Below are 14,755 nucleotides of genomic sequence, written 5' to 3'. Positions count from 1 at the left end.
TATGGATCGACGATCGTTCTTGCAGACGACTGCCGCGGCGGGGCTGGGCGTGTCGCTCGCGCCCTTCAGTGGGTTCCGGCAGGCACGAGATGAGCCTGTGCGCCTCGGCCTTATCGGGGTGGGGGCCCGCGGGACGTCTCACCTCCGAGGGCTCATTCAGCGCGACGACGTGAGGATTCCGGCGGTGTGCGACGTCAAGTCGGAGAACCTGAACCGAGCGCTCGATCTCGTTCAGCAATCCGGACGGCCGCGCCCGGAGGGATACGGGGAGGGCGATCGGGCCTACCGAGGCCTCCTTTCTCGCAGCGACCTCGATGGGGTTCTGATCTCCACGCCGTGGCTCTGGCACGTCCCCATGGCCGTCGAGGCGATGGAGGCCGGTGTGTTCGTGGGGCTTGAGGTGCCGGCCGCGACGACCGTGGAGGGGTGCTGGGACCTCGTCCACACCGCCGAGCGGACCGGGTCGCACTGCATGTTTCTCGAGAACGTGTGCTACCGCCGCGACGTGATGGCCGTCCTCAAAATGGTCCGCGAGGGGCTGTTTGGGGAGCCCATTCACTGTCGCTGCGGGTACCAACACAGCCTCCTCCCGTACCTGTTCGACGAGAACACCTCGTTCGGGCCGGGCACGGGCAGCGTGTCCAGTTGGCGCACCGAGCACTACACGAAGCGGAACGGCGACCTGTACACTACGCACGGCATCGGGCCGGTGGCCCACTGGCTCGACATCAACAGCGGCAACCGGTTTGAGCGGCTCACCTCGACCGCCACGAAAGCCCGAGGCATGCACGACCACATCGTCGAGGAGGGCGGCACGGATCACCCGAAGGCCGACGTCAACTTTGCGCAGGGCGATATCGTGACGAGCACGATTACGACGGCCAACGGGGAGTCGATCGTCATGACCCACGACACCAGCCTGCCCCGCCCCTACTCCCTGGGCTTCCGGATGCAGGGCACCGACGGGCTGTGGACGGTCGACAATCAGAGCGTGCACGTCGAGGGACGCAGCCCTGCCCACCGGTGGGAGGACTGGAAGCAGTACCAGAACGAGTTCGACGCCGACCTCTGGTCGCGGTACGAGGAGGAGGCGGAAGGCTCCGGACACGGGGGCATGGACTACTTCGTCCGGAACGCCTTCGTCGAGTCGATCAAGCGGGACGTGGCGCCGCCGATCGACGTCTACGACGCCGCGACGTGGAGCGTGCTGAGTCCCCTGTCCGAGCGGTCGATCGAGCAGGGCGGCGAGCCGGTGGCCATCCCCGACTTCACCGACGGCCGCTGGATGACTGACGAGCGCTCCTTCGACCCGGACGCTGAATTTTAACGGCGGCGCGGGAGCGCCCCCCGCGGCGTCCGGCGTTCGGCGCAATGCCGCAAGGATTGCACCAATCAGAACGTCCACATGTGGCCAACGAAATGCGCACGTTTCGGGGCAGACCATTCCGCTGCCTCGATCATCCTCTGTGTTGGAATGCTCTTCGGCGTGGGGTGCACCGCCGCTGAGCAGAGCACGCACACACAGTCGCCGGCGGGGGCGTCCGACCGGGCCGCGGCCCAGCGCTCGGCGGCCATGGCGGAGGGCGAGCGTTATCCGATCATTCCCTGGCCGCGCCGGCTGGAGCCCCGGGAGGGCACCTTCGCGTTGGACGAGGAGACCCGAATTCTCGTGTCCGACCCGGAAAACAAAACCGCACGAGCGCCCGCCGAGGCCCTAGCGACCCTGGTGCGCAACGCCACGGTGTTTCCGATGCGGGTTGCCCGAACGACGGCCCCCAAGGGCCCCGTCTCCGAGCAGCCGGAAAACACGGTTGCTTTCATTCTGACCGACGGAGACGCCCCCGACGAGAGCGACGCGTCCCGTCCGAATGACGCTCGTCTAGCCAACACGCCCAGCGAGGGGGAGGCGGACGGCCGCTACGAACTGACGGTCACGCCCCGTGCCGTTGCGGTGCGCGCCCCGACCCCGAAAGGGCTCTTCTACGGCATGCAGACGCTGCGCCAACTCCTGCCGCCACCGGTCGAACGGGGACTCGGGCACGACGACGAGCACATCGAGTGGGCGCTGCCCGCCGTCCGGATCGAAGACGCCCCGCGCTTTCCCTATCGCGGCATGCATTTGGATGTCGGGCGTCACGTCTTTCCGGTGTCCTTCATCAAGACGTACATCGATCTGTTGGCGCTCCACAAGCTCGACACCTTTCACTGGCACCTGACCGAGGACCAGGGGTGGCGCATCGAGATTGAGCCGTATCCCCGGCTTACGAGCATAGGGGCGTGCCGCGACTCGTCGATGGTTGGCCACTACGAGGCCGGGACCTACGACGGCTCCGAATACTGCGGATACTACACCCAGGAGGAGGTGCGTGAGGTCGTGCGGTACGCCCAAGAGCGGCACGTGACAGTGGTGCCCGAAATTGAAATGCCGGGGCATGCCCGGGCGGCCCTGGCGGCGTACCCCGAGATGGGATGCACGAGCGTCACCGACTCGTCCTACACGGTGGCAACCACCTGGGGCGTCCACGAACAGATCTACTGCCCCAACGAAGAAACCTTCACGTTCCTGAAGAACGTGCTCACGGAGGTCATGGAGCTGTTCCCGAGCAGGTACATCCACATTGGCGGCGACGAGGCGCCCAAAGAGCAGTGGAGAAAGAGCAGGGTCGCCCAGGCGGTGATCGAACGGGAGGGCCTGGCCGGCGAAAAGGAACTGCAGAGCTACTTCATCCGCCGCATTGGGGAGTTCCTCAGCGAGCACGGACGGACGCTGATTGGCTGGGATGAGATTTTGGAAGGGGGGCTTCCGCCCGGCGCCACCGTCATGTCGTGGCGCGGCACCGCGGGGGGCATCGAAGCGGCCCATCAAGGGCAAAATGCGATCATGACGCCGACGGATGCGCTCTACTTCGACTACTATCAGGCCGATCCAGACAGCGAGCCCCTGGCCATCGGCGGCCTGACGACGCTCCGCGACGTATACGGGTACGACCCGGTTCCCGACTCGCTCGGCACCGAGGCCGTGCGGCACATCGTCGGCGCCCAGGCAAACGTGTGGACCGAATACATCCATACCCCCGAGAAGGTCGAATACATGGCCTACCCGCGGGCCCTGGCCCTGTCGGAAATCGTGTGGACGCCGGAGACCGACCACGAGTGGGCGCACTTTCGGGCGCGCCTGCCGGCCCACCTCCGTCGGCTTGACGCCCTCGACGTGGACTATCGAGTGCCAGAGGCCGTTCGCTCCGGCGACGTCGCAAAGGAATTCTAGGCTCGGGGGCGTCGGGTGCGAGGCTGGGGCCGTCACGCTCTCTTCCATCCAACACAGCTGCCATGAGGAATTGCGCTTTCACCTTGACGATTGGGTTTTGGGCGGTCGCGACCGTTTTTGCTCTCGCCCTCCCCGGGTGTGATTCGTCTACTGAGGAGGAGGTCGACGGGGGCGACTCGTCGGCCCCGACAGAGACGGTCGTGGTGCCGTTGGGTGGCAATGCGTATCGGACGCGTGGCGCGGGGCCGGGCGCGGTCACCCAGGAGGGGATCACGACGTGGAAGAATGACGAGAGTACGTTCAGTGTATTCGTAAAGTTGCGCGAACCGGCGGTCGTGACGCCTCGTCTGCGCGCCCGGGCCCCCGAGGGGGAGGAGAGCACCGTACGACTCAGTGTGGACGGGGTCGAGGAGGAAGTGCGAGTCGCCAATTCCGACTACACAACTGTTGCCTTCGGAGAAACGGAGATTGAGGAGAGCGGCTACGTCCGCTTTGACCTGACGGGCGTAGAGAAAACAGGAGACGAGTTTGTAGAGGCCACCGATCTGACATTGGAGGTGCCGCGCGGCACGTCGGTCCACGCCGTGCAGTCCAACGAAGCCAACACCTTTTACTGGTCGCGGCGCGGCCCCTCGGTTCACCTGAACTATGACCTGCCGGACGCAACGGTCGAGTGGGTGCACAGCGCGATCACGGTGCCGGAGGGCAAAGACCCGGTTGGGGCCTACTACATGGCCAACGGCTTCGATGAGGGCTACTTCGGCATCCAGGTCAACTCCGACGAGGAGCGACGGGTGTTGTTTTCCGTGTGGAGCCCACACGATACGGACGATCCCTCCTCCATTCCGGACTCTCTGCGCGTGCAGTTGGTGGCAAAGGGAGACGGGGTGACGGCCGGTGAATTTGGGGGGGAGGGATCGGGCGGGCAGTCCTATCTGACGTACTCCTGGGAAGCAGGAACGACGTACCGGTTTTTGACGCGCGCTGAGCCGGATGGGGAGGGAAGCACGATCTACACCGCCTACTTTTACCCCCCGGAGGAAGGGGAATGGCGGTTCATCGCGAGCTTCAAGCGCCCGCAGACGGATACGTGGTACGAGGGGTGGTACTCCTTCCTGGAAAACTTTGACCCGGGCATGGGCCACGTCGAGCGAAAGGCCCACTACCACGACCAGTGGGCGCGGGACACTGGGGGGGACTGGCACGCCATTCAACAGGCCACCTTCACCGGCGATAGGACCGCGAGTTTGGGCTTGCGAGAAGACTTTGCTGGGGGCGTCGAAGAGAATGCATTTTATTTGCGGCATTGCGGGTTTTTCGACGATGCCGTGTCCCTCGATCAGACCTTCGAATATCCGTCTTCGGATCGACAGCCGCCGTCCGTGAACGTCAAGGAGTTGCCCATCTCAGGAGGGACGAGGAGGGCCGTTGACTGAGGCGTTCCGATCTCGGGGCCGGACAGGCCGAGTACGCTCGTTGCGGCGGATGTGGGACCCAGCTGTTCGTGCGGGTGCGGGCCGCGATTCGCTCCAGCGGGGCGTCTTTGGAGCTCGGGTGTGCTGGTTCCCAGAACGTCAGGGCCTCCTGGAGCTGATCACTGGGACTCGAAGTACGTGCTCAGCGCGCCGTGGACCGCGCCGCCGACAACCCCCGAGTCCATCTTTCCAGGGCAGCCCCAGGAGAAGCAGCCCGCCGCCGGCCCCGGCGCCCTGCTTCAACGCGGTCACGAGCAGCGTGGCCGCCCAAGAACCATCCCCGCCACGAGGCTGGACACCAGAATAGCCCCTCGGCAAGGCCGCGAAGCCCGGCCGGTCGCCCATCGCATGGCCTCCTTCCACAGGGCCACCCCCGGGCCGCATCCACCAACGCGACGAATGGGAGAGGCCGAGGGCACACGGGTGCCGAGGAGCGTTTCTGAGTTCTCGCCTGTGCTTCGGTCGTCCATTGCGGATGAATCTGTCCGAACCTGTCTGGCGAGACAGCTGCGGCCGGCGACTGCGTGGGGCTCGTGCAGCCCAGAGACTGGTGTGCACGTGGGGGGCGAGCACCGAAGGGAAAGGCTCTCATCGAAGGTGAGGCGCCCACCGGTTCTCGCCGCGGGCGTCGATGCGGTAGGAGACGCCGACCTCCAGATTCAGGCTTATGCCGCCGAACGGGCGGAGGCGAAGCCCGAGCCCGCCCCCGACCGAGGCGCGTCGTTCATCCAGCGCCGGGCCCGCGCCGGCGACGCGGTACTGCGCCTGCCCGAGGCCGTAGCCGTAGAGGGCGTCGACGGCCACCGGCAGCATCACCGACCCGGTGTCTATGTACCAGAGCGGCTGGGTGATTTTCGCGCCGAGCCGGAGGTAATTGCCGGCCCCAGGTAGGGCTCCGGCGAGGTCCCGGTAGCCGCGGGGCACGAACGACTGGACGTCGAAGAACGACCGGCGGCTCTGCGTGAGGAACGAGGTGCTCGTGCGCAGCCCCACGTTGTGATCGGCGAGCAGCGGCCAGAACACGTCGATCTGCTGCTGCAGGTACCGGCTGGGCGTGGCATCGGCGGGGGTGAGCACGTCGACCTCGGCGCTCGTGCTCAGCCGGACGCCGGTGCCCGGCACCAGGTCGCGAATGTTCTTCTGGACGCGGTACCTGAACGTCAGGTCGGAGCGGAGCGTCGCCCGGCCCGTGAAGCCCGCCTCCGCCGCGCCGCCGGCGGTGATGGGCCGCGACTGGCGGTACTCCCCCGCAAGGCTGGCCGTCAGGCTGGTGCCGTAGACGTTCTTCCGAAACGCGAACCGCTGGTCGATCCCGAGGCGGAGGCCCCGTAGCTCGAAGGCCTCCAGGCGCGAGGCGCCTGCGCCCGTTTCCCGCACGGCCTCCACCGGGCCGTTGAAGACGGTCAGCGACGGGGTGCCGGGCACAAGGCCCGTCTCTACGGAGACATCGCCCCACAGCCGATCGGCCTGGTAGAAGCCCCGAACGTTGTAGGCCCATCGCCCGAGCGGGTCGGCCCCGCTGATCCGGGCCCCGGGCCCGAGCCCCAGGTTCTCGCCGTCGACGGAGGTGCCGAGCAGATCCCAGGCGCCTCGCAGCACAGGGGTGACCGACCGAGGGAAAAGGTGGCGCCAGGCCTCGTACGGGTGCGACTGGGCGCGCAGGGACGCTGCGTCGAGGTCCGAATGGAATCCGTCTTGCGGGGCGTCGGCCGCGCCCGACACGCGTCTCCCAGCGCCCGCCCGGCTCGCCGCCGAGTCGGCCGAGGCCGTCAGCACCCCCCCTCGTGGGGCCCAGTCCCGCTCGACCTTGGCGACGGGCCGCGGCGAGTCCGGCCGGAAGGGAATGGTGGCGAGTTCGAAGCGCTCGTGCCGGTAGCGTGCGAAGGCCACGCGCGTCCGGCTTGGGGAGAGGGTGGGCTCCAGCGCGCCATAGCGCACGGTTGTGAGACGCCGGACGTCTCCGCCGCGGCGGTCCAGGGCGTAGACGTTCGCGATGCCCGACGGGTCGGCCGCGAAGAGCACGTAGCGCCCCTCCGGTCCCCAGCTCACGTCGTAGATGGAGCCGCCTTCGAACCGGAGCCACGGCTCCAGCGTCGCGGTGGACGGGGCGAAGCGGTAGAGCCCCTGTTTTCCACCTGCGTTGGCGAGGACGGCAATCGTGTCGCCGCTCGGCGAGGGGGCGACTTGTTTGTAGCGGAGGGCCGGACGGTCGGCCTGTGGAGTGGCGCCCTCGTCGCCCAGGGTCACCAGCTCGCTAAACGAGCCGTCCCGCTGGGCCGCCCACACCGCCCCGCCGGGCGCCCTGGCCGGGGTGAACGTGCCGCCGGTCTCCGACACGAGGCGCGTCTTGCCGGTTTGGAGGTCCAGACGGTGCGCCTTCAAGGTCGTTGCGTTCTCGACGAGCAGGTCGGCGTGCGGGCGCGCAAAGAGAAGGGCCGTCGTGTCGGGGCCCAGCGCGTAGGTGTAGCCCGGCGTGATGGCCTGGTGCCCAATCACGGTTCGCTCGCCGCTGCGGGCATCGATCCGGTAGAAGCCCGGCCGCGTGGCGTAGCCGGAGGCGTAGGCCACGAGGGCGGAGTCGCTCAGCCAGTAGGGACGGCGGACGTGGAGCCCCTCCGTGCCGGCCATCACCTGCGGATCGGTGACCCCTTGCTCGGTCGCCCGCCGCAGCGAATCGAGGCGCCGCCGCTCCTCCTGCCGCTCCTCGTCGAGGAACGAGTCGCTAAGCTGGGCGGGCGTCTGGCCGGTGCCCATCCACAGGGCCGCTCCGAAGCCCAAGAAGGGAAGGCGGTGGTGCCAGCGGGTCGCCCGCCGGAAAAAGTCGGTGCTCCCCCGCTCGTGGGCCATGTGCTCGATCAGCTGCCCGCCCCCGAGGTAGTGCCGGCGCGAGGGGCGCTCGAAGACGCTGCCGTACATCACCTCGCCGACGCTCCAGGGATCCTCCGACCCCAGCGCGGCGCGGTACTTCATCACCTGTAGCGGCGCGTCGAGCCGCCCGGCCTCCCGCTTCAGCTGGCTCTCGCGGTAGACGGCGGCGCCCTCGAACCACCCACGTGGCGCGAGGCCGTGGACGAGGCGGGAGGCGTCCTCGGAGAAGAGCCCGAGGAGCCCGCCGAGGCCCACGCCGGGGTCGATCTCGAAGTGCATTGCGTGGGTCAGCTCGTGGGGCGCGACCGTCTGGGCCCAGGAGTCGAACTTGGCCCCGAACGAGAAGGTGGGATGGGCCGTGAAGAGGTGTGATCGGAAGTTGACCGGCGTCACAAAGCCGTTGGCCCGGCCGCTAATCGGATCGACAACGACGGGGAGCTCGAAGTCCGCTCCGTCCGTGCCCACGACGGAGCGGGTGCTTCGGAAGCTGCGCCGGAGCGCGTTTTGGAAGAGGGCCGTCGTCGTGTCGGCCCCGGCGGGGTAGATCCACTCGAAGCGGTCGGTCTCCACGAACCGGTAGTCGGCCTGCGGGCGGTACCGGGCGTCGTAGCTGATTTGCGCCTGCGCGGCCGGGGCCGCGAGCGTGAGGGCCCCGGCCAGAAGCGTCGCCAGAAGCAGCGCCCAGACGAACGCACGACGGGACCGTGTGGGGCATGCGGAGGGGGGAGAGCACAACTCGGCAAACGAGGCCATGAGAAAGCGCGTGTGTTCTCTTGAGCTGAAAAAATGGACGAGGTGCATCGCAACGGGCATCGGTGGGCCACCCGCACCGGTCGGCATCGGCCGGCCGAACGACCAGGCCCAACGTCAACTGCCGAACGGTCGTTCGCGGGCGGCGACCGGCCGACTCGCTCCGCTCGAGCTGGCCGTTGCCGTTCTGGTCGTTCAGCGCTCCCCCGGTGCGGTCCCCCGCTTCCCGGCCCAGCAGATACCGCACCCCGAGGGGCAGTCCGTGCTGCGCACTTCCGTCGTTTTTTAGAAGCGCCTCCGGAACGGTCGGACACACGTGAACGACAGGACCTCCAGGAGCAAAGAAGAAATATTGGGGAAACGGCATCGCCCGCAACGACGCGGGCATCGACCTCACGGTGCAGGGCAATGCCTTCGCCGGCATCCCCGGGAAAACCATCACGGGGTGCGGCACGGAGTCGCTCAAACAATGTCTTCCGGCACCGGGGGGAAGGAGATCTTCAACGGCGGTGGGCACCACGCGAACGGCCATCCGGGGGACCGATCGTTCGATTCAGAGGGGCGGCCTTCAGAAAGGTGCGAAGGAAGGAGCCGGGCCGTCCATTCACGAGCCCGAGGTGCCCCTTCCCGGGTCCTCCTCGTCCGCGGCCCGGGGAAGCCACACCGTAAACCGGCTCCCCTCGCCCTGCTCGGTCTCCACGGCAACGGCGCCGTCCATCTGGTCCAGCACCTCCTTGGTGACAGTCAGGCCCAGTCCCGTGCCCTCGTACTCGCGCCCGATCCCTTCGGACGCCTGCTTGAACGCCTCAAAGAGCACATCGGCCGTGTCCGGGTCCATCCCGATTCCGGTATCTTCCACCTCCAAAACCGCGTGCTCCCTGTCCGTCCGAGCCCGAATCCACACCGTGCCCCCTTCCTCCGTATATTTGATCGCATTGGAGAGGAGGTTGCGAAGGACAATTTGCACCCCACTTCTGTCGGCCCGGGCCCAAACCGACGCGTCTTCTTCCCTCAGTTCGAGGGCCACGCCGGCGCCGTCCGCCTGGGGGGCAAACTCGTGGGCCGCGGCCGCGGCCTCGGCGGCCAGGTCGACCGGGTGGAGGTCGAGGGTCATCTCTCCGGCCTGCAGCTTCGAGAGGTTTAGCACGCCGGTGAGCGTGTCCATCAGGCGCTGCCCGCTCTGTTCGATCAGCGACGAGAACCTTGCCAGCGACGCAAGGTCGACCTCCTCAACCCGCCGGGCGCCCTCCACCTCTCCGCCGATCGCCTCCGCGAAGCCGAGGATGGAGGTCAGCGGCGTGCGGATCTCGTGGCTGATGTTGGCGAGAAAGGCCGACTTGAGTCGGCTCATCTCCTCGGCCGTCTCTTTGGCCTCCACCAGCTCCTGCTCGTGGTCGATCCGGCGGAGCACGCTCTCGGCATTCTGGGCCAGGACGTCGAGCAGGCGCACGTCGAAGGGCGGGATCGATCCGGACTCGGTCATGCCGACGGAGAGGCTTCCGTACGGCCCCAGCGGCACGTGCGCGACGCTCTGCAGCGGGCTGGGGGCGTCGATGCCACCTGCCTCCGCGGCGTCGTCGTAGTGCAACGTGGTGCCGGTCCGGAAGGCCTCGGCCGCCGCCTGTGGGCCGTCAATGGTGTAGGCCTCGCGCGGCCCCAGGACCTCCCGGCAGGCCGGCGAGGCGACGGTGGGGACGAGCCGGTCGTCCTCGGCGTAGCGCACCGCGCAGACGGGGTAGTCCAGCGTGTCGGTGACGAGGTTGAGGAGCACCTCGGCCAGCTCGTGCGGCGTCTCGGACTGGGTGAGGATGCTCATGGCGTCGTAGAGCGCCTCCACACGCCGCTCCCGGCCGCGCAGCGTTTCGGCGGTGCGGTGGCGCTCGATGGCGACGCCGGCCAGCGAGCGGGCCTGATCGATGAGCGTCCGTTCCTGCTCGGTGGGGGCGGTGGGCTGCTCGTGGTAGAGCGCAAAGGTTCCGAGGACCTCGTCGTTGGAGTCAAAAATGGGCACCGACCAGCAGGCACGGAGGCCGTGCGAACGGGCGAGGTCGCGGTAGTCGGCCCAGCGCGGGTCGCTCTCGATGTCCTCGGCGATCACGGGGGCGCGCTCGTGCATCGCCGTCCCGCAGGACCCGGCCGCCGGGCCAATCTCGACCCCGTCGATGGCCGCATTGTAGGCGTCGGGCAGGTGGGGGGCCACGCCGTGCTGGATGCGCCCCTGTGCGCGGTCGAAGAACAAGACCGATCCGATCATGCCGGGGCACTGGGCCTCGATGGCCGCGATGAGGTCCCGAAGGGTGGTTCGGAGGGGCGCGCCCGTGGCCACCTGGCGGAGGGTGTCCAATTGGAGGCGGAGCCGCTGCTCGGCCTCCTTGCGCTCGGTGATGTCCGTCGCCACGCCGGCGATCCGGGGCGGGCCCCCGTCGTCCGCGACAATGTCGAGTCGCGATTCGACCCAGCGGCGCCCCCGGTCTGGATGTTGGATGCGGAATTCCTGTTGGACGGGCCAATCCACTGCGCCGTCCCGTTGGCGCTCCATGCTGGCGAGCAGCTTTTCTCTGTCGTCGGGGTGGACGTGTGTAAGCCAGGCCGCCGGGTCTTCACGAATGTCCTCGGCCGGGACGCCGTAGACGGGTTCGACGGCCGGGTTCACGTACTCGGCTTCCGAGTAGTCCGTCGGCAACAGGAAAAACGCGTCCTGCACGTTTGCGGCGAACTGCTCGAACCGGCGGCGGACCGTCCGGAGCTCTCGCTCCCGCTCCTTGCGCTCGGTGATGTCCACGTGCGTGCCCACCATGCGGAGCGGCGTCCCGTCCGCGGCCCGCTCGACGATCCGGCCCCGGTCGAGGACCCACCGCCAGGAGCCGTCCCTGTGGCGCATCCGGATCTCCTGGTCGAGGTAGGGAATCTCGCCGCGGGCGTGGCGGTCGATGTCGTCGTACACCCGTTCAAGATCATCGGGGTGGGTATGGCGCTCGAAGAACGAGTTGTCAGACTCGACCTCGTCGAGCGAGTAGCCGAGGATATCCGCCCAGCGCTCGTCGTAGACCGCGTCGCCCGTCTGCATGTCCCAGTCCCACATGCCGGCGCCCCCACCGATCAGGGCCATCTCCAGGCGCTCGCGCTGCTCTTTGATCGCCTCCCGCCGCTCGTACTCGTCGGTCACGTCGCGGAACACCATGACCACCCCCAGCAGGTCGTCTTCGTCGGTGCGGATGGGGGCCGCGCTGTCCGCAATCTGGTACTCGGTGCCGTCGCGGGCCGTGAGGACCGTGTGGTTGGCAAGCCCGACCGTCTTGCCTTCACGCAGCACTTTCTGGACCGGGCTCTCCACTGGGGCGCCCGTTTTGGCGTTGTGGATCTGGAAGATGTCCTCCAGGGGGCGCCCTTCGACGTCGGCGTGGGACCACCCGGTGAGGCGCTCGGCGACGGCGTTCATCTCGGTAACGCGGCCGCCGCGGTCGGTGGCGATGACGGCGTCGCCGATGGACGAGAGCGTGACCGACAGGTACTCCTCGCGCTCCTTGAGGGTGTGCTCCCGCTCCTTGCGCGCCGTCACGTCGTTGAAGTAGACCGACAGGCCGCCGTCGAACGGGTAGGCGTTGACGCTGAACCACGCCTCAAACGCTGGGGAATACGCCTCGAAGTGGGCGGGCTCGCCGGTCTCCACGGCGCAGTGGTACTCCTCGTAGTTCGGGAGCTCCTTCGTTTCGGGAAACACCTCCCAGATGACCTCGCCCAGCATCTCTTCCCGAGAACACTCGAGGAGCGCTTCGGCCTGCTGATTGATGTAGGTAAACCGCCATTCGTCGTCCAGCGCGTAGAACGCGTCGGTGATGCTTTCGAGGATCTCTTCCCGGTGGCGGGGCTGGGCGCGATGCGCCAGTTCGTCCATGACGACACCGGCGAGCTCGCGGAGCGTCTGACGGTCGTGCTCGGGGAGGCCCTCGGGGCGCGGCGTCGGGTCGAGCACACAAAGCCGCCCGAGTGCATGGCCCGCGGGCGTCGTGATGGCGGCGCCGGCGTAGAAGCGAACGGCCGGCCCGCCGGCCACGAGCGGGTTGTCCTGAAAACGCGGGTCGTCGGCCGCGTCCTCGACGACGAAGAGCTCCTCGGTGCCGAGCTCACGGGCGGAGAGCGACACGTCGACGGCCACCCGCCGGGCATCGTGGCCCACCTGCGCCCCGGCCCATCGGGAGTGGTCGTTGACGAAGTGGACCCCGGCCATGGGGGCGTCAAGGAGGCGCGCCGCGAGGTTGGCAACGCGCCCGAACGCCTCTTCGGGGAGGCTTCCGAGAACGCCGTAGCGGCCCAGGGCGGCGAGCCGATTGGGATCCGAGAGCGAGGCAGGGTCGACGTCGTCCATCGTGTGCGGAATGGTGCTGTGGGGGCAACGAGGCGTCCAGTCCGCGACGCCCGTGGCGATGGGCGAAGGGAACGGGGAGCGCAGGCGCAAGCGCACTGCCCAGGCGGCACCAGTAAGCATAAGAGTTACGGATGTCTTCAAAAAGCCCCGCCGTCAGATGTTAGAGCGAGGCCGATTCAGCGCGCCGAGTGTATGCGAATGATTACAAAAGCGGGGCCTGATTCGTGGAATCGAGGCGTCGGGGCTTGGGGCCATCCGGATGGACAAGGCGGCGTCCCGTTCTGTCCTGGCGCGAGGAGACACACGCGAGACTCGGGGGCGAGAACGACATACGGGGCACACGCGAGGGCGGCCCGCAGGGCCCCTACATCGGTCCAGTCCCCCGGCACACGGTCGACATACAACACGGTCGACATACAAAAGCCCCACGCCGGATTGGTCTCTGGAAGGGACTACCGACGTGGGGCGCCCACAGCTACGTGGGCACGGCCCGAAAATTGTTTTGGGGCGTCTCCGCCACGGGTACACTCAGGCCGCCACCAATGCACAGTCCCGTTGCTCTGGGGACGACGACCGTTACGATGTGTATAGGCGGGTTGGGGAAGGGTGCAGGTTTTCTTACGTTAGCGGTGCCCGAATCATTGCCCCGCGCAGTTTTGCGGGACCGGCACACCGCCCTCATTTTTCAACACCTCGTACGTCCACGTGGCCGACCCATCGTGTCGGATTCTGTGTACTGGCGACCTTCACCTCGGGCGCTACCCGTCCCGCACCCAGTCGCGCGACCGGGCGTGGGCGGTCGATTCCGTGTGGGCGGACACGGTGTCGTACGCCGTGGAGCAGGCGGTGGACGTGGTGGCGTTGACCGGGGACGTCGTTGACGATCAGAACAAGCGGTACGAGGCACTGGGCCCGCTTCAACGGGGCCTCCGCCGGCTCGGGGAGGCCGGCATTCCCGTGGTGGCGGTGGCCGGCAATCACGACTTCGATGCGCTTCCCCGCCTGGCCGAAATGGTCGAGGCGGAGCACTTTCACCTTCTGGGACGGGGGGGAGAGTGGAGCACCGTGACCGTGGCGCCGGAGGGGCGGCCGCCCGTTCAATTCGTAGGGTGGTCGTTTCGGGAGGCGCACGAGCAGGCCTCTCCGGTCGAGTCGTTTCCGGATGGGCGCCTCCGCGACGACGCCCCGACGGTGGGGCTGTTGCACGCCGACCTGAACGCCCCGGGGAGCGTCTACGCCCCGGTGTCGCTCGCCGCCCTGCGCCAGTGCCCCGTTTCGGCGTGGCTCCTGGGCCACATCCATGCGCCCTCGCTGCGAGACGACCGGTCGCCCCTCGTGCTGTACCCCGGCTCGCTCCAGCCGCTGGACCCCTCGGAACCGGGGCCCCACGGTCCCTGGCGCGTGGAGGTGGCCCCGGACGGGACCAGCACAGCGGTCCAGCTGCCCCGCGCCCCCCTTCGCTACGAGCATCTCGAGGTGGACGTGGACGCAATCGACGACGAGGGGGCCGTCGAGGCCGCGGTGACGGACGCGATGCGCGACCGGCTCCGTACGGCCCGCGAGGAGGGCCCCACGCCGCAGCGGCTCGTCTGTCGCCTCACGGTCACGGGCCGCACGCCCGTCCATCGTGCGGTGTGCGACCTGGTGGAGACGTGGCCGGGCGCGCTGGAGGTGCCGGTTGCGGGGGCGACCGCCGTCGTGGAGGCGGCCGCCGCCCGGACGCGCCCGGCCCTCGACCTGGAGCGCATCGCGGAGGGCACCGACCCGCCGGCCGTGCTCGCCCAGCTTCTGCTCGCGATGCGGAACGGGGCGGAGGACGAGCATGCCCAGGAGGCATGGGCTGCGATCAAAGCGGCATGCTCTGCGGTGCAGGATTCCCCCGCCTACGACCCGCTCCCCGACGCGGACGCCCTGTCGCCGGACCGGGAGACGCTCGCCGGCATGGTCTGGCGTCAGGGCCTCCTGCTTCTCGACGAACTGCGCTCCCAGACTGACGCTGCGCCTCAGGAATGACGAATGCCTCGTCCC

At 68.2% G+C, this 14,755-nt stretch carries 6 protein-coding genes; 4 read left to right on the top strand and 2 right to left on the bottom strand.

Annotated elements, in window-relative coordinates; translation table 11 throughout:
• The first annotated feature begins 1 nt into the window (after nucleotide 1).
• The 3 genes from OJA40_RS03470 to OJA40_RS03460 all read left to right on the top strand — a co-directional run bounded on the left by OJA40_RS03470 (nucleotide 2) and on the right by OJA40_RS03460 (nucleotide 4,704).
• Complete coding sequence (locus tag OJA40_RS03470; RefSeq protein WP_263809944.1) at nucleotides 2-1,327, top strand: Gfo/Idh/MocA family protein; 1,326 nt, start codon at nucleotides 2-4, stop codon at nucleotides 1,325-1,327.
• Nucleotides 1,328-1,474: 147 nt separating this feature from the next.
• The gene (locus tag OJA40_RS03465; RefSeq protein WP_263809943.1) at nucleotides 1,475-3,268 is read left to right on the top strand and encodes a beta-N-acetylhexosaminidase; all 1,794 of its coding nucleotides are present in this window, start codon (nucleotides 1,475-1,477) and stop codon (nucleotides 3,266-3,268) included.
• Nucleotides 3,269-3,330: 62 nt separating this feature from the next.
• Entirely contained in the window at nucleotides 3,331-4,704 is a 1,374-nt protein-coding gene (locus OJA40_RS03460) for a DUF3472 domain-containing protein (protein ID WP_263809942.1), read from the top strand.
• Nucleotides 4,705-5,331: 627 nt separating this feature from the next.
• Here the strand turns inward: OJA40_RS03460 and OJA40_RS03455 are convergent.
• On the bottom strand, nucleotides 5,332-8,364 hold the full coding sequence (locus tag OJA40_RS03455; protein ID WP_208425790.1) for a hypothetical protein: 3,033 nt from the start codon (nucleotides 8,362-8,364) through the stop codon (nucleotides 5,332-5,334).
• A 601-nt stretch (nucleotides 8,365-8,965) separates the two neighbouring features.
• On the bottom strand, nucleotides 8,966-12,727 hold the full coding sequence (locus tag OJA40_RS03450; RefSeq protein WP_263809941.1) for a PAS domain S-box protein: 3,762 nt from the start codon (nucleotides 12,725-12,727) through the stop codon (nucleotides 8,966-8,968).
• Between the two features lie 705 nt (nucleotides 12,728-13,432).
• On the opposite strand from OJA40_RS03450, the gene OJA40_RS03445 reads away from it, so the two are divergent.
• Entirely contained in the window at nucleotides 13,433-14,740 is a 1,308-nt protein-coding gene (locus OJA40_RS03445) for a metallophosphoesterase family protein (RefSeq protein ID WP_208425789.1), read from the top strand.
• Nucleotides 14,741-14,755: the final 15 nt, after the last annotated feature.

The sequence above is a fragment of the Salinibacter pepae genome, from assembly GCF_947077775.1.
GTDB classification, from domain to species: domain Bacteria; phylum Bacteroidota; class Rhodothermia; order Rhodothermales; family Salinibacteraceae; genus Salinibacter; species Salinibacter pepae.
Note: the sequence above shows the minus strand (reverse complement) of the source record. Positions and strands in the feature narration are given on the sequence as shown.

Coding starts and splice junctions, on each gene's coding strand:
- OJA40_RS03450 (WP_263809941.1), bottom strand. CDS start 12,727: ATGGACGACGTCGACCCTGCCTCGCTCTCGGATCCCAATCGGCTCGCC.
- OJA40_RS03465 (WP_263809943.1), top strand. CDS start 1,475: ATGCTCTTCGGCGTGGGGTGCACCGCCGCTGAGCAGAGCACGCACACA.
- OJA40_RS03455 (WP_208425790.1), bottom strand. CDS start 8,364: ATGGCCTCGTTTGCCGAGTTGTGCTCTCCCCCCTCCGCATGCCCCACA.
- OJA40_RS03460 (WP_263809942.1), top strand. CDS start 3,331: ATGAGGAATTGCGCTTTCACCTTGACGATTGGGTTTTGGGCGGTCGCG.
- OJA40_RS03470 (WP_263809944.1), top strand. CDS start 2: ATGGATCGACGATCGTTCTTGCAGACGACTGCCGCGGCGGGGCTGGGC.